At 71.8% G+C, this 15,820-nt stretch carries 17 protein-coding genes; 8 read left to right on the top strand and 9 right to left on the bottom strand.

The genetic code is table 11. The annotated features are described in order from the left end of the window. The first annotated feature begins 62 nt into the window (after positions 1-62). Positions 63-416, top strand: coding sequence for a zinc-binding dehydrogenase (locus tag ACIQ7D_RS13030; RefSeq protein WP_403936758.1), 354 nt, complete (start codon positions 63-65; stop codon positions 414-416). A 377-nt stretch (positions 417-793) separates the two neighbouring features. Here ACIQ7D_RS13030 and ACIQ7D_RS13025 read toward each other — a convergent pair whose 3' ends face one another. Continuing rightward, entirely contained in the window at positions 794-1,918 is a 1,125-nt protein-coding gene (locus ACIQ7D_RS13025; RefSeq protein ID WP_403936757.1) for a magnesium and cobalt transport protein CorA, read from the bottom strand. A gap of 477 nt (positions 1,919-2,395) precedes the next feature. Between ACIQ7D_RS13025 and ACIQ7D_RS13020 the strand changes: the two genes are divergently transcribed. Beyond that, the gene (locus ACIQ7D_RS13020) at positions 2,396-3,037 is read left to right on the top strand and encodes a suppressor of fused domain protein (protein WP_403936755.1); all 642 of its coding nucleotides are present in this window, start codon (positions 2,396-2,398) and stop codon (positions 3,035-3,037) included. Positions 3,038-3,101: 64 nt separating this feature from the next. Here the strand turns inward: ACIQ7D_RS13020 and ACIQ7D_RS13015 are convergent, their stop codons facing one another. Next, positions 3,102-4,355, bottom strand: coding sequence for an MFS transporter (locus tag ACIQ7D_RS13015; protein WP_403936753.1), 1,254 nt, complete (start codon positions 4,353-4,355; stop codon positions 3,102-3,104). A gap of 172 nt (positions 4,356-4,527) precedes the next feature. Here ACIQ7D_RS13015 and ACIQ7D_RS13010 point away from each other — a divergent pair, with 172 nt between their 5' ends. The 3 genes from ACIQ7D_RS13010 to ACIQ7D_RS13000 all read left to right on the top strand — a co-directional run bounded on the left by ACIQ7D_RS13010 (position 4,528) and on the right by ACIQ7D_RS13000 (position 7,005). After that, positions 4,528-5,166, top strand: a complete 639-nt coding sequence (locus ACIQ7D_RS13010) for a DUF6758 family protein (protein ID WP_403936751.1) — start codon at positions 4,528-4,530, stop codon at positions 5,164-5,166. A gap of 175 nt (positions 5,167-5,341) precedes the next feature. Next, entirely contained in the window at positions 5,342-6,211 is an 870-nt protein-coding gene (locus ACIQ7D_RS13005; RefSeq protein ID WP_403936749.1) for a PHP domain-containing protein, read from the top strand. A 188-nt stretch (positions 6,212-6,399) separates the two neighbouring features. Beyond that, complete coding sequence (locus ACIQ7D_RS13000; RefSeq protein WP_403936747.1) at positions 6,400-7,005, top strand: MarC family protein; 606 nt, start codon at positions 6,400-6,402, stop codon at positions 7,003-7,005. Between the two features lie 130 nt (positions 7,006-7,135). Here ACIQ7D_RS13000 and ACIQ7D_RS12995 read toward each other — a convergent pair whose 3' ends face one another. After that, on the bottom strand, positions 7,136-7,288 hold the full coding sequence (locus ACIQ7D_RS12995; protein WP_181957505.1) for a hypothetical protein: 153 nt from the start codon (positions 7,286-7,288) through the stop codon (positions 7,136-7,138). A 191-nt stretch (positions 7,289-7,479) separates the two neighbouring features. Between ACIQ7D_RS12995 and ACIQ7D_RS12990 the strand changes: the two genes are divergently transcribed. Beyond that, the gene (locus ACIQ7D_RS12990; RefSeq protein WP_403936745.1) at positions 7,480-8,391 is read left to right on the top strand and encodes an NYN domain-containing protein; all 912 of its coding nucleotides are present in this window, start codon (positions 7,480-7,482) and stop codon (positions 8,389-8,391) included. Between the two features lie 40 nt (positions 8,392-8,431). On the opposite strand, the gene ACIQ7D_RS12985 is transcribed toward ACIQ7D_RS12990, so the two are convergent. Together ACIQ7D_RS12985 and ACIQ7D_RS12980 are read right to left on the bottom strand one after the other, a co-directional pair. After that, positions 8,432-9,280, bottom strand: a complete 849-nt coding sequence (locus ACIQ7D_RS12985) for an alpha/beta fold hydrolase (protein ID WP_403936743.1) — start codon at positions 9,278-9,280, stop codon at positions 8,432-8,434. A 164-nt stretch (positions 9,281-9,444) separates the two neighbouring features. Continuing rightward, complete coding sequence (locus tag ACIQ7D_RS12980) at positions 9,445-11,496, bottom strand: DEAD/DEAH box helicase (protein WP_403936741.1); 2,052 nt, start codon at positions 11,494-11,496, stop codon at positions 9,445-9,447. Positions 11,497-12,013: 517 nt separating this feature from the next. Here ACIQ7D_RS12980 and ACIQ7D_RS12975 point away from each other — a divergent pair. Further along, positions 12,014-12,826 carry a ferritin-like fold-containing protein gene (locus tag ACIQ7D_RS12975; RefSeq protein WP_403936739.1) on the top strand — a complete coding sequence of 271 codons (813 nt, stop codon included), beginning with the start codon at positions 12,014-12,016 and terminating at the stop codon, positions 12,824-12,826. Positions 12,827-12,862: 36 nt separating this feature from the next. Here the strand turns inward: ACIQ7D_RS12975 and ACIQ7D_RS12970 are convergent, their stop codons facing one another. From ACIQ7D_RS12970 to ACIQ7D_RS12955, 4 genes are all read right to left on the bottom strand, one after another. Then, a complete protein-coding gene (locus ACIQ7D_RS12970) occupies positions 12,863-13,132 on the bottom strand; it encodes a hypothetical protein (RefSeq protein WP_385005489.1) in 270 nt (89 codons plus the stop codon). A gap of 158 nt (positions 13,133-13,290) precedes the next feature. Further along, positions 13,291-13,518 carry a DUF3107 domain-containing protein gene (locus ACIQ7D_RS12965; RefSeq protein ID WP_329829234.1) on the bottom strand — a complete coding sequence of 76 codons (228 nt, stop codon included), beginning with the start codon at positions 13,516-13,518 and terminating at the stop codon, positions 13,291-13,293. 131 nt (positions 13,519-13,649) lie between these two features. After that, positions 13,650-14,291 (bottom strand): TetR/AcrR family transcriptional regulator, encoded by a 642-nt coding sequence (locus ACIQ7D_RS12960; protein WP_403936737.1) that lies wholly within the window; start codon positions 14,289-14,291, stop codon positions 13,650-13,652. Positions 14,292-14,485: 194 nt separating this feature from the next. After that, the gene (locus ACIQ7D_RS12955) at positions 14,486-14,716 is read right to left on the bottom strand and encodes a hypothetical protein (RefSeq protein WP_403936735.1); all 231 of its coding nucleotides are present in this window, start codon (positions 14,714-14,716) and stop codon (positions 14,486-14,488) included. 111 nt (positions 14,717-14,827) lie between these two features. Between ACIQ7D_RS12955 and ACIQ7D_RS12950 the strand changes: the two genes are divergently transcribed. Continuing rightward, positions 14,828-15,814 carry an alpha/beta fold hydrolase gene (locus tag ACIQ7D_RS12950; protein ID WP_403936733.1) on the top strand — a complete coding sequence of 329 codons (987 nt, stop codon included), beginning with the start codon at positions 14,828-14,830 and terminating at the stop codon, positions 15,812-15,814. The last annotated feature ends 6 nt before the right edge of the window (positions 15,815-15,820 follow it).

The raw sequence follows: 15,820 nt of genomic DNA, 5'->3' as shown, positions 1-15,820 counted from the left end.
GGGGGGGCGCCGGCGCCGCCGCGTGGGGGCCGGGGGGGGGGGTGGGGGGGGGGGTGGGGGGGGTGGCGGGGGGGGGGCCCGGGGGGGCCGCCCCCCGCCCCCACGGCTCGCTGCGCAGCCTCACGCGCGAGGGCCGCCTTCTGGTCATCGGCTCGACGGGCGGCGACGTTGCCCAGATCAACGTCGACAGCCTCATGCGCGACAACCTCAGCGTCCTGGGGGTCGGCTGGGGCGCGTTCTGGGAGGAGCGGCCTTCCTATCTGCAGGAGCAGTGGGCCGCGCTCCTGCCGCTCCTGCGGGCCGGCAAGCTTCAGCCCGTGCTCGGGCGGCGTTTCCCGCTGGCGCAGGCATCGCAGGCTCTGCTCGAACTCGACCGGCGCCGCGCGCAGGGGAAGGTGCTGCTGGACGTTCGGTGAGACGACCCGGCCGGATCCCAGCCGAGTGTGAGTGGGAGAAGGCGAGGCGGTGGTCAGTTGTGAGCCGACTGCCGGCTTCCTCGGCCGGCCCGGTCTCCGGCCGCGCGACCGCCGCCGGGCCTGCCCCGTTCGGTACGACGTGATACTCCAGGGCGCAGGTGAGGGTTTGACCGGGTCGCCGAAGGCCCCGTCGCGGACCATGACCGGCAGGGCCGTGGTGTCCAGGGCCACGACCTGGCCCGGCCGGTACGTTCCGGAGGACGTGCGTGCCGCGTACGAAGCCCTCCTCGCCGAGGCTTCGACAGCCGTCTCCTCACGAGCTGAGCCGCCGTCACCGGGGTGCTCGGCAGCCACGGGCGGCCTTCCCGGCCGGAGCCTCAGAGCCAGCCGTTGCGCTTGAGCGTGCGGTGGATCATCACGCACGTCGTGATGATGACGCCGAGGACCAGCGGGTAGCCGAACCGCCACTTCAGCTCCGGCATGTGGTCGAAGTTCATGCCGTACACCCCGCAGACCGCCGTCGGTACGGCGATGATCGCCGCCCATGAAGTGATCTTGCGCATGTCCTCGTTCTGCGCGACGCTCGCCTGCGCCAGGTTGGCCTGGAGGATCGAGTTCAGGAGTTCGTCGAAGCCGGTGACCTCCTCGTGCACCTGGGCGAGGTGGTCGGCGACGTCGCGGAAGTACTTCTGGATGTCGGGTTCGATCAGCCGCATCGGCCGCTCGCTCAGCAACTGCATCGGCCGCAGCAGCGGGGAGACCGCGCGCTTGAACTCCAGCACCTCGCGCTTGAGCTGGTAGATACGGCCGGCGTCCGCGCCGCGCGAGCCGCCCTTGGCCGGGGCGGAGAAGACATCGATCTCGACCTCGTCGATGTCGTCCTGCACGGCCGCCGCCACCGCGATGTACCCGTCCACGACATGGTCGGCGATGGAGTGCAGCACCGCCGAGGGGCCCTTGGCCAGCAGTTCGCTGTCGGACTCCAGGCGGTGGCGGAGGCTGCGCAGCGAGCCCTTGCCGCCGTGCCGGACGGTGATCACGAAGTTCCGGCCGGTGAAGCACATCACCTCACCGGTCTCGACCACCTCGCTGGTCGCGGTCAGTTCGGCGTGGTCCACGTAGTGGATCGTCTTGAAGACGGTGAACAGCGTGTCGTCGTACCGCTCCAGCTTGGGCCGCTGGTGCGCGTGGACCGCGTCCTCCACCGCCAGCGGGTGCAGCCCGAACTCGGCCGCGATGCCCGCGAACTCCGCCTCGGTCGGCTCGTGCAGTCCGATCCAGGCGAAGCCGCCGCCCTCGCGGACGCGCAGCATCGCCTCGCGCGGGGTCAGGCAGGGGTCCTCCCTGACGCGCCGGCCGTCGCGGTAGACCGCGCAGTCGACGACCGCGCTGGAGGCGGAGGGGTCACGGGTGGCGTCGTAGCCGTCGTACGTGCCGTAGGCGGTGTTGCTCTTGCGCAGGGACGGGCGGACCGCTGCGCGCAGGTCACGGATCATCGACATGGCGGGGCTCCTCTACGGAGAGGCCGTCGGCGGGAGCGTGGCACAGCCCGGAATGGGGACGTGTTGAGTGACGTCCGCAAAGCGGGCGGCACCGCGGGGCGCGCGGTGACGGCGTTCGCTAATGACAGGAATAAACACCGGCGATCGAGAAGTGCTCTTCCGTCGTGCGAGATGCCATGGCCGGGCCCGGTGCGGCGGGCGGTCGGCGGGTCCCGGAAGTGTCAGTGCACCGAGAAGGTCTCAGTTCACCGGGAGGGACGCGACGCGGCGCGGGCGGAAGAGCGGCTGGTACTGGCCGGGTGACTTCGGTCCACCGCAGCCCCACCTCCTCCAGTCTGTCCCCCGTGGGGGATGACGTGTCGTCGGGACTGGAGAGCGACGCTTCTGCGTGCTGTCCCGACCGGCGGCCTAGCCTATCAGCAGCCTCAGGGCCAAACTGACCTCTTGCCCAATCCTTACGCGATCTATGCTCGCCGTATGGAAGAAATTCTCGCCCTGGTCGAGGCGCGGCTCCGCACGGCCCTGGGGGAACCGGACGCGCGCGCCGCGGTGACCTTTCTGGGCACCGACCGTATCGAGGTCCTGCGCTTCCTGGACGGCTCCGACGTCGTGCGGTACGCCACGCTCGGGATGTCCGCGCAGCCGATGGCCGACCCGTCCGAGCTCCTCGCCGATGAGGCCGGCCCCTCGCCCGACCGCCACCCCTCACTGAGCCGCTTCGCGGCGCCCCAGCCGTTCGGCCCGCGCGCCGAGCTGGTCCTCTCCGTACGCGCCGGGCTCGCCGACACCGACCAGGTGCTCCGTACCCTCGCGGTGCTGGCCGCTTCGCCGCAGGTCGAGGGCGTGGTGGTGGCGCCGGGCGGTTCGCTCGACGTGGGCGGGCCGCTGTGGCCGGAGGCGCCGTTCCACTCCGTACTGGTGGGGGAGCCCGGTGGGCTGGTGCCGGACCTGGAGCTGGACGCGCCCCTGGAGCCCGTACGGTTCCTGCCGCTGCTGCCGATGACGCCCAACGAGGCGGCGTGGAAGCGGGTCAGGGGCGCGGCGGCGCTGGAGGAGCGCTGGCTCGCGCGCGGTACGGATCTGCGTGATCCGCTGCGGCGTTCGGTCGCGCTGGACTGACCCGGACCCGTACTCGTACGCGTACCGGCACCCGTATCCGTACTCGTGACGGCATGCGTGACGGTCAGTTGGCGAAGACCCCGACGCCGTCCTCCGTCGCGTGCGCGGGGCGCAGTTCCTCGGCCCGGTGGCTCAGCGCGGTGCGCCGTACCCCCACGACGACGGCGCCGGTGACCGCCGCCCCCGCCGCCACCAGGAACGGGACATGGACGTTGGTCCACTCCTCGATCTTCGGCGCGAGGAAGGGCGCCGCCGCCGCGGCGAACCAGCGGACGAAGTTGTAGCCCGCGCTCGCCACCGGCCGGGGCGCGTCCGAGACACCGAGCGCCAGTTCGGTGAAGACGGTGTTGTTCAGGCCGATGAAGGCGCCGGAGACCACCGTGCCGGCGACGGCCGCGGTGTGGTTCCCGTACCCGAGCACCACCAGGTCCGCGGCGAGCAGGACGAGCGAGCCGCCCAGCACCCGCAGCGAGCCGAAGCGCGCCTGGAGGCGGGGCGCCACCAGGACGGAGAAGACCGCGAGCAGCAGGCCCCAGGCGAAGAAGACCGCGCCCGAGCGGTACGGCGACATGTCGAGTACGAAGGGCGTGAACGCCAGGACCGTGAAGAACGCGTAGTTGTAGAAGAACGCGGCGGCGGCGGCCGACGCGAGCCCGCCGTGGCCCAGCGCCCTGATCGGGTCGAGGAGCGAGGTCTTCCGCGCGGGCCTGGGCTGCTCCTTGAGGAACGCCGTGATGCAGACGAAGCCGATCGCCATCAGCGCGGCGGTGCCGAAGAAGGGGTAGCGCCAGCTCGCGTCGCCGAGGAGCGCGCCGAGCAGTGGCCCGCAGGCCATACCGAGGCCGAGCGCCGACTCGTACAGCAGGATGGCCGCCGCCGAGCCCCCGGCCGCCGCGCCGACGATGACGGCGAGCGCGGTGGAGACGAAGAGCGCGTTGCCGAGGCCCCAGCCGGCCCGGAAGCCGACCAGTTCCGCTACGGAGGACGACGTACCGGAGAGTCCGGCGAAGACGACGACCAGAGCCAGGCCCACGAGCAGGGTGGCCCGTCCGCCGATCCGGCTGGAGACCCAGCCGGTGAGCAGCATGGCGACGGCGGTGATCAGGAAGTAGGAGGTGAAGAGGAGGGAGACCTGGCTCGCGGAGGCGTCGAGTCCCTTGGCGATGGACGGCAGGATCGGGTCGACGAGCCCGATGCCCATGAAGGCGACGACGGAGGCTCCGGCCGTGGCCCAGACGGCCTTGGGCTGGTGCAACAGCCCGGACGCCCCCTCGTCGAACGGATCTTCTCGGCCTGCTTCGCCCGGCTCTGCGCGCATGAGGGGTCTCCTCGCTCTCCGACTGGAGGGACGGCTGGATGGGTGGTGTATGCACATATTAAGTTAGCCGAGCTAATAAGTGCAAGCTGCATCTACCCCGCTCCGTGACACCTCGGGCCGGACGGGTGATCGTCCTTGACGCGACGACGGTCGCGGAGGACCGTGGGGCGCTATGAGGGGCGAACCCAGTTGCCCGAAGTGCGGTGGCCGGGTCAGGGCGCCCGGTCTCTTCGCCGACTCCTGGCAGTGCGACGTGCACGGCACCGTGTATCCGCTCCAGCCCGTGATACCGCCCAGCGTCGAGGCCCTCGGTGTCGTGGTGCACCGTGCGCGGGTCCCGGTCTGGATGCCCTGGCCGCTGCCCGTCGGCTGGCTGTTCACCGGCGTGGCGTACGCGGGCGACGACCGCAGCGGCGGCCGGGCCACCGTCGTGGCCTGTTCGGGTCCAGGGCCGCTCGGCGGCAGCGGTGAGCTGCTGCTGATCGCCGAGGAGCTGGGCGTCGGGCTCGGGGCGCGTTACGCGGGGATCGAGGGCCCCGACCCGGGGGCCATGATCAGTGTCGACGAACCACCGCAGACCAAACTCCTGGCCGCCGGCCGGCCCACCCCGCTCTGGCACCTCCCGCAGGCACCGCAGGACCGCGCCGTCTTCGTGGGCGAGGCGCTCGGACTCTGGCTGTGGGCGGTCGTCTGGCCCGAGCAGTCGGGGCTGCTGCTCTATGACGAACTCGTCCTGACCGATCTGCGGGAAGCGGGCACGGAGATGGAACTGCTGCCCTGCGGCGCGCTCTCCCCCCGGCTGCTCAACTGAGAGGGAACTGAGAGGGAACTGAGAGGGCTGCTCGACCGAGAGCGCCGGGCCGGGCGCTCGGAGGTGTTACGGGGGGCGTGCGGGGGGCGTACGGGACGGGGGACGGCTGCCGTTATCCTTGAGCGTCCCCCAGGGTCCTTACACCCTGCCCGTCCCGAGCCCCGGAGTCCGCGTCGTGCGTATCGATCTGCACACCCACTCCACCGCCTCGGACGGCACCGACACCCCCGCCGAACTGGTCCGTAACGCCGCGGCCGCCGGGCTCGACGTCGTCGCGCTGACCGACCACGACTCCACCCGCGGCCACGCCGAGGCGATCGCCGCGCTCCCGGGGCTCGACCGGCCGCTCACCCTGGTCACCGGCGCCGAGCTGTCCTGCCGGCTCGACGGCGTCGGGCTGCATCTGCTCGCGTATCTCTTCGACCCGGACGAGCCCGCTTTCCTGCGCGAGCGCGAGCTGGTACGGGACGACCGGGTACCGCGCGCCCGCACCATGGTCGCCAAGCTCCAGGAGCTGGGCGTCCCGATCACCTGGGAGCAGGTCGCCCGGATCGCCGGTGACGCCTCCCTGGGCCGGCCCCACATCGCCACCGCCCTCGTCGAACTGGGCGTCGTCGAGACGGTCTCCGACGCCTTCACGCCGCAGTGGCTGGCGAACGGCGGACGCGCCTACGCCGAGAAGCACGAACTCGACCCCTTCGCGGCGATCCGCCTCGTCAAGGCCGCGGGCGGCGTCACCGTCTTCGCCCATCCGCAGGCCGTCAAGCGCGGCGAGGTCGTGCCCGAGTCGGCCGTCGCGCGGCTCGCCGTCGCAGGGCTCGACGGTATCGAGGTCGATCACATGGACCACGACGGGCCGACCCGCGCCAGGCTGCGCGGGCTCGCCGCCGAACTCGGGCTCCTCACCACCGGCTCCAGCGACTACCACGGCACCCGCAAGTCCGTGGAGCTGGGCGCCTGTACCACCGACCCGGAGATCTACGGCGAGATCACCCGGCGCGCCTCCGGTGCCTTCCCGGTGCCGGGTACGGGCGGACACGCGTAAGGGTTCCGCCGTACCGCCGCCGTAGCGCGGCGCTGCCGTACGTCCGGCGTATTTCCCGGCGTAACCGGTCGGCCCGCCGGCGGCTGCCCGCTGCCGGCTCCGGTCCTTGGTTCTCCGCTCTCCGCCTGCCCGGTCGGCCGCCACCGCCGTGCTCCGTTCCCCCGCTTCTTCTTCCTCAGGGCCTCACTGTGTTCGATTTCGCTGTCTTCGGATCCCTCTTTCTCACCCTTTTTGTGATCATGGACCCGCCCGGGATCACCCCGATCTTCCTCGCCCTGACCTCCGGGCGCCCCGCCAAGGTCCAGCGCGCCATGGCCTGGCAGGCGGTGGCCGTCGCCTTCGGGGTGATCACCGTCTTCGGGCTGCTCGGCCAGCAGATCCTGGACTACCTCCATGTCTCCGTACCGGCCCTGATGATCGCCGGAGGGCTGCTCCTGCTGCTCATCGCGCTGGACCTGCTGACCGGCAAGACCGACGAGCCGCAGCAGACCAAGGACGTCAATGTGGCGCTCGTACCGCTGGGCATGCCGCTGCTCGCGGGGCCCGGCGCGATCGTCTCCGTCATCCTCGCCGTCCAGCACGCCGACGGCGCCGCGGGCCAGCTCTCGGTCTGGGCGGCGATCGCCGCGATGCACGTGGTGCTCTGGCTGACGATGCGCTACTCGCTGCTGATCATCAGGGTGATCAGGGACGGCGGGGTGGTGCTGGTCACCCGGCTCGCGGGGATGATGCTCTCGGCCATCGCCGTGCAGCAGATCATCAACGGCGTCACCCGGGTCGTCCAGGCCGCGTGAGGCCCGGGGCCGCTGAGGTCCCCGGCAACGGGCAGCGCCCCCGTACGGGTGATCCGTACGGGGGCGCTTCGTGCGTCGCGCGAAGTCGTCGCGTGAACGTGTCGCGTGAAATCCTGGAGAGCCGGAAAGGTTACGAGGCCGGGGATTCGGCCGGGCGGATATAGATGCGCTGGCCCATCGCCGCGGCCTGCTGCACTATCCGGTTGACGGAGGCGGCGTCCACAACGGTGCTGTCCACGGCCGAGCCGTCGACGTCGTCGAGTCGCATGATTTCGAAGCGCAAGGCTTCTCCCTTCGTCTGATCCTCCTGCTGGAGAACTGGTGAGTGACGGGCAACTCCGTCGTTGGTTATATGGCGGGCAGGTACATCCCTCTCAACGGCTTGCCCTCTGCAAACATTCCCTACGCTAAAGAAAACTTTTGAGAGACTAACTACCGATGGGTAAGGTGTCCTCCACGGAGAACGAACGGCATATGAACGAGGCAGAGATCAACGCAGAGATCAACGCGATCGGCGCCCGGCTGGAGCGCACCAACGCATTGCTCCAGCGCATGGTCGCCGAGGTGGCGAAGACCCCCTCCACCCATGCCATCTTCGTCGACGCCGGTTACGTCTATGCTGCGGCCGGGTTGCTGGTGGCGGGTACCGAGGACCGGCGCTCCTTCGACCTCGACGCCGAAGGACTCATCGAGGCGTTCATCGACAAGGCGCGCATCATCTTCGCGGACAGCAGACTGCTCCGCGTCTACTGGTACGACGGTGCGAGACGCCGGATCCACACCTCCGAACAGCAGTCCATCGCCGAACTGCCCGACGTCAAGGTCCGGCTCGGCAACCTCAACGCCAACAACCAGCAGAAGGGCGTCGACTCGCTCATCCGCACCGACCTCGAATCGCTCGCCCGGCACCGCGCCATCAGCGACGCCGCCCTGGTCGGCGGCGACGAGGACCTGGTGTCGGCCGTCGAGGCGGCGCAGGGGTACGGCGCCCGGGTCCACCTCTGGGGCATCGAGGCGGGCGAGGGGCGCAACCAGGCCGAGCCCCTGCTCTGGGAGGTCGACAGTCAGCGCACTTTCGACCTGGAGTTCTGCAAGCCGTACGTCACCAGGCGGCCGGTCACCACGTACGAGCACGAGGGTGAGCCGCCGCCCTCCCGCGACCAGGTCCGGTTCATCGGCGCGCAGATCGCAGCGACCTGGCTGGCCGAGCGGGGCAGGGAGGCCCTGGCGGAGCTGCTGCCGGGCCATCCCTATCTGCCGGGACCGGTCGACCAGGACCTGCTGATCGAGGCGGAGAAGCTGCTCCAGCGGTCGCTGCGGGGCCACGCCATGCTGCGCCGGTCGCTGCGGGACGGCTTCTGGCAGCACCTTCAGGCCCAGTACTGACGCGGGCGGGCGGTCTGTGCGCCCGCGTCGGCGGACGGCGTCAGTAGAGGCTGTCCCAGAAGTCGGCCAGTGCCGCCGCCGTCTCCGCCGGCCGGTCGGTGTTGGGGGAGTGCTCGGCGCCCCCGATGACGGTCCTGCGGGCCCCGAGCCGCCGCGCCATGGTGTCCAGCAGCGGCACCGGCCACACATCGTCCCGCTCGCCGGAGATCACATGCAGCGGCAGCCGCTGCACGCCCGCCAGCTCGGCCACCCGGTCCGGCTCCGCGCTGAGCTGCGCGCCGGTCGCGACGAGCTGCGCGGGGCTGGTGCGCACCCAGCGTTCGCGCAGATCGGCGCGGTTGCCGGGGGTGGAGACATCCTCCGGGGGCTCCATCGTCCGCATCACGTCCCAGACCTGGGCCATGGTCATGACCGCGAGCGTGTCGCTGAGCAGCTTGATCCGCTCCCGCTGGCCGGGGGCGACCTCGGCGGGCCCCGAGGACATCAGCGTCAGCGAGAGGAACGGGTCCCGGTCGAGCAGCACCGCCGCACGGGAGATCTGGCCGCCGAGCGAGTGCCCGAGCAGATGGACGGGGGTGTCGAGCGCCGCCGCCTGTGCCAGTACGTCGGCGGCCAACTCGCCTCGGGTGTACGCCTCTTGGGTGTCGGGACCATCGGTCTCGTACTGGCCGCGGCCGTCCACGGCGACGGTTCGGTACCCGGCCTCCGCGAGCGGTTCGAGCAGCGCGACGAAGTCCTCCTTGCTGCCGGAGAACCCGGGCAGCATCAGCACGGTCCCGTGCGGCTCCCCGGCCGGCCGCGCGTCGAGGACGGCGAACCGTCCGCGCCGGGTGGCGAGCGTACGGGCGCGGGCGCAGGGGGGCGGGGTGAAGGTGGGCGGCCGACTCATGCGACGAGGCTAACCGGGTACGGGCGCGGTCCGTGTGCCACCCCCGTGACGCGTGGGGGCCCGGAACCGCCGATGGCCCGGCACCCCCTGAGTGCGGGGCGTCGGGCCATCGGCGGTGTCACTGGGCGGCGCCGGTCGGGGCGCCTGGGCGGGTGCGGCTCGGCTCAGCTCTCGTCGGGCTGGTCCTGGGCGGTCTTCGCCGTGGTCGTACGGGCGCGGCGGCGGCGCGGCTTGGGCTCCGCCTCCGGCTCCGGCTCCGTGCCGGGCGCCTCGGCGACGGCTTCGGTGGCCTTGACCGCCTTGACCGTCTTCGTGGCCTTGACCGCCTTGACGGCCTTGACCGTCTTCTCAGGCTTCTCGGCCTTCTCGGCGTTCTCCGGCGTCTCGGTCTTCGGCTTGGCGACGCGGGTACGGCGCCGGGGCTTGGGCTCCTCGGCCTCCGGGGCATCGGTGACCACAGGGGCCTCGGTGGCCTCGCCGGCCTCCGCGGCCGGAGCCTCGGTGGCCTTCGCCTTTGTGACGCGGGTACGGCGGCGCGGCTTGGGCTCCTCGGCGGGCGCCTCCGCGGCCGGCTCCGCCACGACCGGGGCCTCGGGGGCCGCCACGGCCGCCTCGGCCACCACGGGGGCCTCCGTCTCCGGCTTCACGGCGCGGGTACGGCGGCGGCGCGGCTTGGGCGCCACCTCCGCCTCCGGCTCCGCCACGGCCGGGGCCTCGGCGACGGCGTCCGCCACCACGGTCTCCGGGGAGGCCGTCTCCGCACCGGCACCGGCACCGGCGCGGGTGCGCCGACGGCGGCGCGGGGTGCGCGGCTCCACCGGGAGGTCGACCACGGCCGTCTGGAACTGCGGCTCCGGCGCCTCGGCCGGTGCCGCGACCGCCGGGGCGGTGGCGGCCGGCGCCGCCGGCGCGTCCAGGTTCGTACCGCCACGGGTGCGGCGGCGCTGGCGCGGCGTGCGCGTACGGGCCGGACGCTCCTCGCGTACGGGCGCGGCGGCCGGCGCGGACCTGCGGCCGCGGCCACCGGTCTCGCCCAGGTCCTCGACCTGCTCGGCCGAGAGCCCGGCGCGCGTCCGCTCGGCGCGCGGCAGGACACCCTTGGTGCCGGCCGGGATGTTCAGCTCCTCGAAGAGGTGCGGGGAGGTGGAGTACGTCTCCGGCGGGTCGGGGAAGCCGAGGTCCAGCGCCTTGTTGATGAGCTGCCAGCGTGGGATGTCGTCCCAGTCGACGAGTGTCACCGCCGTACCGGACGCCCCCGCGCGGCCGGTACGGCCGATGCGGTGGAGGTAGGTCTTCTCCTCCTCCGGCGACTGGTAGTTGATGACGTGCGTCACACCTTCGACGTCGATACCGCGCGCGGCGACGTCCGTGCAGACCAGCACGTCCACCTTGCCGTTGCGGAAGGCGCGCAGCGCCTGCTCGCGGGCGCCCTGGCCCAGGTCGCCGTGGACCGCGCCGGAGGCGAAGCCGCGCTGGGCGAGCTGGTCGGCGATGTCGGCGGCCGTGCGCTTGGTACGGCAGAAGATCATGGCGAGGCCGCGGCCCTCGGACTGGAGGATCCGCGCGACCATCTCGGGCTTGTCCATGGAGTGGGCGCGGTAGACCCGCTGGGTCGTGTTGGCGACGGTCGCGCCCGCGTCGTCCGGCGAGGTGGCGCTGATGTGCGTCGGCTGCGACATGTAGCGGCGGGCGAGGCCGATCACCGCACCGGGCATCGTCGCGGAGAACAGCATGGTCTGGCGCTTGGGCGGCAGGAGCTGGATGATCCGCTCGACGTCGGGCAGGAAGCCCAGGTCCAGCATCTCGTCGGCCTCGTCGAGGACGAGCCCGCGGACGTGCGAGAGGTCCAGCTTGCGCTGACCCGCCAGGTCCAGCAGTCGGCCGGGGGTGCCGACGATCACGTCGACGCCCTTCTTGAGGGCCTCGACCTGCGGCTCGTAGGCCCGGCCGCCGTAGATCGCGAGGACGCGTACGTTACGGACCTTGCCGGCGGTCAGCAGGTCGTTGGTGACCTGCTGGCACAGCTCGCGGGTGGGGACGACCACCAGGGCCTGCGGGGCGTTGGTGAGCTGCTCGGGCGTGGCCCGGCCGGACTCGACGTCCGCGGGGACGGTGACACGCTCCAGCAGCGGGAGGCCGAAGCCGAGCGTCTTGCCCGTGCCGGTCTTGGCCTGTCCGATGACGTCCTTGCCCGACAGCGCGACGGGGAGGGTCATCTCCTGGATGGGGAACGGAGACAGGATGCCGACGGCTTCAAGCGCTTCGGCTGTCTCGGGGAGGATTCCGAGTTCTCGGAAAGTCGTAGTCAGGGTGCTGCCTCTTCTGTGAGACGCGGCGTGAGGCGAACGCTGGGGGTCGTACCGCACCTGGGTACTCGGCCGGCCGTGGATTGGCCGGATGGCGCGGGACCACTGCCGTCGCTCAGAGCGCTCATGCCGCTGAGGGGGCCCCTCATCTGCGGGCGTACGCTGCTGTGCGCACGGTCCGCGCGGAGGGCGGTCGGGGTCGGAGCCGATCGGGCCACCGACCGGGCATCCTCTGGGGCCTGTCCGTGAAGAACGGACCTCGTACAAACACTGTCAAACATGCGATGGCCCGCCGAATAGTCGGCAGGCTCATTACCACTGTACCCCGGAATCGCGCATGTGTGTTGGGCGAATTCGCCGGGGTGGTGTGACGGCGGGGTCTGACCAGGCCCTTACGCCCTGCGCGGAGCGGGCTATTGTGCCCCTCATGGAGACGCCCGACAACGCCACACCGCCCGCATCCGCAGCCGAGGAACCGACCGGATCGACCGGATCCACCGCATCAGAGCAGGCCGAGGCCGAGTCGGCCGGGCCGGACGCGCCGACCGGTACCGCCGCCCAGGACTGGGAGACGGCCTCGGCCGAGCCGCAGTACCGTGCGGCGGTCGTGGACCTGCTGGGCGCGCTCGCCTACGGGGAGCTGGCTGCCTTCGAACGGCTCGCGGAGGACGCCAAGCTCGCGCCGACCCTGGCGGACAAGGCGGCGCTGGCGAAGATGGCCGCGGCGGAATTCCATCACTTCGAACAGTTGAACGACAGGCTGCGGGCGATCGACGCCGAGCCCACCGGGGCGATGGAGCCGTTCGCCAAGGCCCTGGACGACTTCCACCATCTGACCGCCCCCTCGGACTGGCTGGAGGGGCTGGTCAAGGCGTACGTCGGCGACTCGATCGCCAGTGACTTCTACCGCGAGGTCGCCGCCCGTCTGGACACCGACACCCGCGCGCTGGTCCTGGCCGTGCTGGACGACACCGGGCACGGCAACTTCGCCGTGGAGAAGGTGCGCGCCGCGATCGAGGCGGAGCCGCGCGTCGGCGGCCGGCTCGCGCTCTGGGCGCGCCGTCTGATGGGCGAGGCGCTGTCGCAGGCCCAGCGGGTGGTGGCCGAACGGGACGCGCTCTCCACGATGCTAGTGGGCGGGGTGGCCGGCGGTTTCGACCTCGCGGAGGTCGGCCGGATGTTCTCCCGGATCACCGAGGCGCACACGAAGCGGATGGCCGCGCTCGGACTGGCCGCCTGACCCGCTCGCCCCTCCGGCGGGGCCTTCCCGCCCGCGTCAGGACGGTATGGCGCGGTGCAGCGGCCGGCCCGCCGGGCGGAGCAGCAGCGAGAGCAGCACCGAGGCCACCAGCAGGGCACCCACCAGGGTCGCCATGACATGGCCGGCGCCGAGCGCCATGTGTGTCACATACGTGCCGAAGAGGGCGCCGAGGGGCCCTGCCGCGTACACCGTACGGAGCGCGGGGAGCCGGTCCGCCAGGTGGTGGGCGGCGGCCCATGACAGACCGAGTCCGAGCAGGACCGATCCGAGGATTTCCAGGATCACTGCCGATCACCTCACCACACCGTGGGTTGCTACGCGGTCCGGACCTGTCGGCCCGTCACGTCACTACCCGTCGTGCGCCGAGAACAACCCTCACCACCGCGAAGTGGCCCGGCGGGATATCCCGCCGGGCCACTCCTTCCGCCGGTTGACGGCAGCGGCTACAGGTTGCCGAAGCCGACCCGTCGCGCCGCCGGCTCACCGATCTCCACGTACGCGATCCGCTCGGCCGGTACGAGCACCTTGCGCCCCTTGTCGTCCGTGAGGCTGAGCAACTGCGCCTTGCCGGCCAGCGCCGCGGACACGGCTCGCTCGACCTCCTCGGCGGACTGCCCGCTCTCCAGAACGATCTCGCGGGGCGTGTGCTGCACGCCGATCTTGACCTCCACGGCTATGTCCCTCCGAACGGTCTGCGTTGCGCGGCCAGCCGCGCTGTACGCAGCACACACTAGCCCGGGGAGACCTTCCCGAAGACGCCGCGGTGCACGCCCGCAGCGAACACGGGCGGGACCGGCACGCCTCAGTGCGGTTCGCTCCCGTGCAGCGGGAAGCCGGCGATACCGCGCCAGGCCAGCGAGGTGAGCAGTTGCACGGCCTGTTCGCGCGGGATCTGCGACTCGCTGGAGAGCCAGTAGCGCGCGACGACCTGGGAGACCCCGCCGAGCCCCACCGCCAGCAGCATGGACTCCTCCTTGGAGAGCCCGGTGTCCTCGGCGATCACGTCGGAGATCGCCTCGGCGCACTGGAGGGCGACCCGGTCCACGCGCTCGCGCACCGCCGGCTCGTTGGTCAGGTCGGACTCGAAGACCAGACGGAACGCGCCGCCCTCGTCCTCCACGTACGCGAAGTACGCGTCCATCGTCGCCTCGACGCGCAGCTTGTTGTCGGTGGTCGAGGCCAGCGCCGTACGGACGGCCAGCAGCAGCGACTCGCAGTGCTGGTCCAGCAGGGCGAGGTACAGCTCCAGCTTTCCCGGGAAGTGCTGGTAGAGCACCGGCTTGCTGACGCCGGCCCGCTCGGCGATGTCGTCCATCGCGGCCGCGTGGTACCCCTGCGCGACGAACACTTCCTGTGCGGCGCCCAGCAGCTGGTTGCGCCGGGCGCGACGTGGCAGGCGGGTGCCTCGCGGGCGCGCCGCCTCGGTCTGCTCTATGGCTGTCACGCCGCCTCCCAAAAATTCGTTCCGTGCGCGTGGTGCGCCGCTCCGCCATCGTACTTTTGGGTAACCCGGCCGCGCGTGGTGAGGAGGCAGAATTTCACGGACCGGACGCGTACGGAAGCCGGACCGGACCGCCATGACCTGCCCTGCCCCGGCCCCCGGCCGGGAATCCGCGGCCCGGGGCCGGGCCCGCCACCTCAGCGGTAGTCCTCTTCGTCGCCCAGGTCCACCGCCCTCGCCTGGTCGGCCGCGTCCCCCTCGCTCGCCGTGTCCGGGTCGATGTGCGTCAGTGGTTCGTCACGGTCCCCGCGTACCTCCGTGCGCTGCTCGGCGGCGTCGGCCTCGGGGACCTCGTCGGCCGCCCCGGCGCTCCTGCCGTCGCGGGCCTCCGCGTCGAAGGTCTCGGGGTCCGTGGGATCGACTCTCATACCGGCCCCCTTTCTCTCCCTCCGAGCGTAGGAGCCGGGGGTGTCCCGCGCCATACGGCCTATGACGGCGAACACCGGGATTCCGGCGTGATCGTCTCGTAACATTGCCGCATGTCGTCGACCGAGCTGCCGGAAACCGTAGCCGCCGCCGTGGCTCCGAAGGTGAGTCCCGTACGGGTCGCTGAGGGGGAGGAGCTGCGCTCCGTCGCCCTGCCCGGACTCACCCTGACCGTACGGGCGCGGCGCGCCAGCCGCGCCGGCGCCGCGCCCGGGCTGTATGTGCACGGGCTCGGCGGATCGTCGCAGAACTGGTCGGCGATGATGCCGTACCTCGCGGACCTGGTCGACGGCGAGGCCGTCGACCTGCCCGGCTTCGGGGACTCGCCCCCGCCGCCCGACCGTGATTACTCGGTCTCCGCCCACGCCCGCGCGGTGATCCGGCTGCTCGACGCGGGCGGGCGCGGCCCCGTCCACCTCTTCGGCAACTCGCTCGGCGGCGCGGTCGCGACGCGTGTGGCCGCCGCCCGGCCGGATCTGGTGCGGACGCTGACGCTGGTCTCCCCGGCGCTCCCGGAGATCCGGGTGCAGCGGACCGCGCTGCCCACCGCGCTGCTCGCGGTGCCCGGAGTCGCCCCGCTCTTCGGCCGGCTGACCCGTGGCTGGACGGCGGAGCAGCGCACCCACGGGGTGCTGCGGCTCTGTTACGGCGACCCCTCCGCGGTCAAGGACGAGGACGTGCGGCGCGCGGTGGCGGAGATGGAGCGCCGGCTCCAACTGCCTCATTTCTGGGAGGCGATGACCGGTTCGGCACGCGGTATCGTCGACGCGTACACCCTGGGTGGACAGCATGCGCTGTGGCGGCAGGCCGAACGGGTACTGGCGCCGACCCTGCTCGTCTACGGCGGACGGGATCAGCTCGTTTCGTACCGTATGGCCCGGCGGGCCTCGGCCGCTTTCCGTGACTCCCGGCTCCTTACGCTCCCCGACGCCGGGCATGTTGCCATGATGGAGTACCCGCGGCAGGTCGCCCAGGCCTGCCGGGACCTCATTGACGAGTACGACTCCGACGACTCGATCGACGAACACGGCAGGAGCTGATCCGGG

Origin of the sequence: Streptomyces sp. NPDC096310, from assembly GCF_044763125.1 — a bacterium.
GTDB lineage: Bacteria > Actinomycetota > Actinomycetes > Streptomycetales > Streptomycetaceae > Streptomyces.
The sequence above is the reverse complement of the archived record's forward strand: the minus strand, read 5'-3'. Positions and strand labels throughout refer to the sequence as shown.

What these genes read in the sequence shown, in the direction of transcription:
- ACIQ7D_RS13025 (WP_403936757.1), bottom strand. Translation starts at nt 1,918, where the DNA reads ATGTCGATGATCCGTGACCTGCGCGCAGCGGTCCGCCCGTCCCTGCGC.
- ACIQ7D_RS13020 (WP_403936755.1), top strand. Translation starts at nt 2,396, where the DNA reads ATGGAAGAAATTCTCGCCCTGGTCGAGGCGCGGCTCCGCACGGCCCTG.
- ACIQ7D_RS13015 (WP_403936753.1), bottom strand. Translation starts at nt 4,355, where the DNA reads ATGCGCGCAGAGCCGGGCGAAGCAGGCCGAGAAGATCCGTTCGACGAG.
- ACIQ7D_RS13010 (WP_403936751.1), top strand. Translation starts at nt 4,528, where the DNA reads ATGAGGGGCGAACCCAGTTGCCCGAAGTGCGGTGGCCGGGTCAGGGCG.
- ACIQ7D_RS12990 (WP_403936745.1), top strand. Translation starts at nt 7,480, where the DNA reads ATGAACGAGGCAGAGATCAACGCAGAGATCAACGCGATCGGCGCCCGG.
- ACIQ7D_RS12985 (WP_403936743.1), bottom strand. Translation starts at nt 9,280, where the DNA reads ATGAGTCGGCCGCCCACCTTCACCCCGCCCCCCTGCGCCCGCGCCCGT.
- ACIQ7D_RS12980 (WP_403936741.1), bottom strand. Translation starts at nt 11,496, where the DNA reads ATGACCCTCCCCGTCGCGCTGTCGGGCAAGGACGTCATCGGACAGGCC.
- ACIQ7D_RS12975 (WP_403936739.1), top strand. Translation starts at nt 12,014, where the DNA reads ATGGAGACGCCCGACAACGCCACACCGCCCGCATCCGCAGCCGAGGAA.
- ACIQ7D_RS12955 (WP_403936735.1), bottom strand. Translation starts at nt 14,716, where the DNA reads ATGAGAGTCGATCCCACGGACCCCGAGACCTTCGACGCGGAGGCCCGC.
- ACIQ7D_RS12950 (WP_403936733.1), top strand. Translation starts at nt 14,828, where the DNA reads ATGTCGTCGACCGAGCTGCCGGAAACCGTAGCCGCCGCCGTGGCTCCG.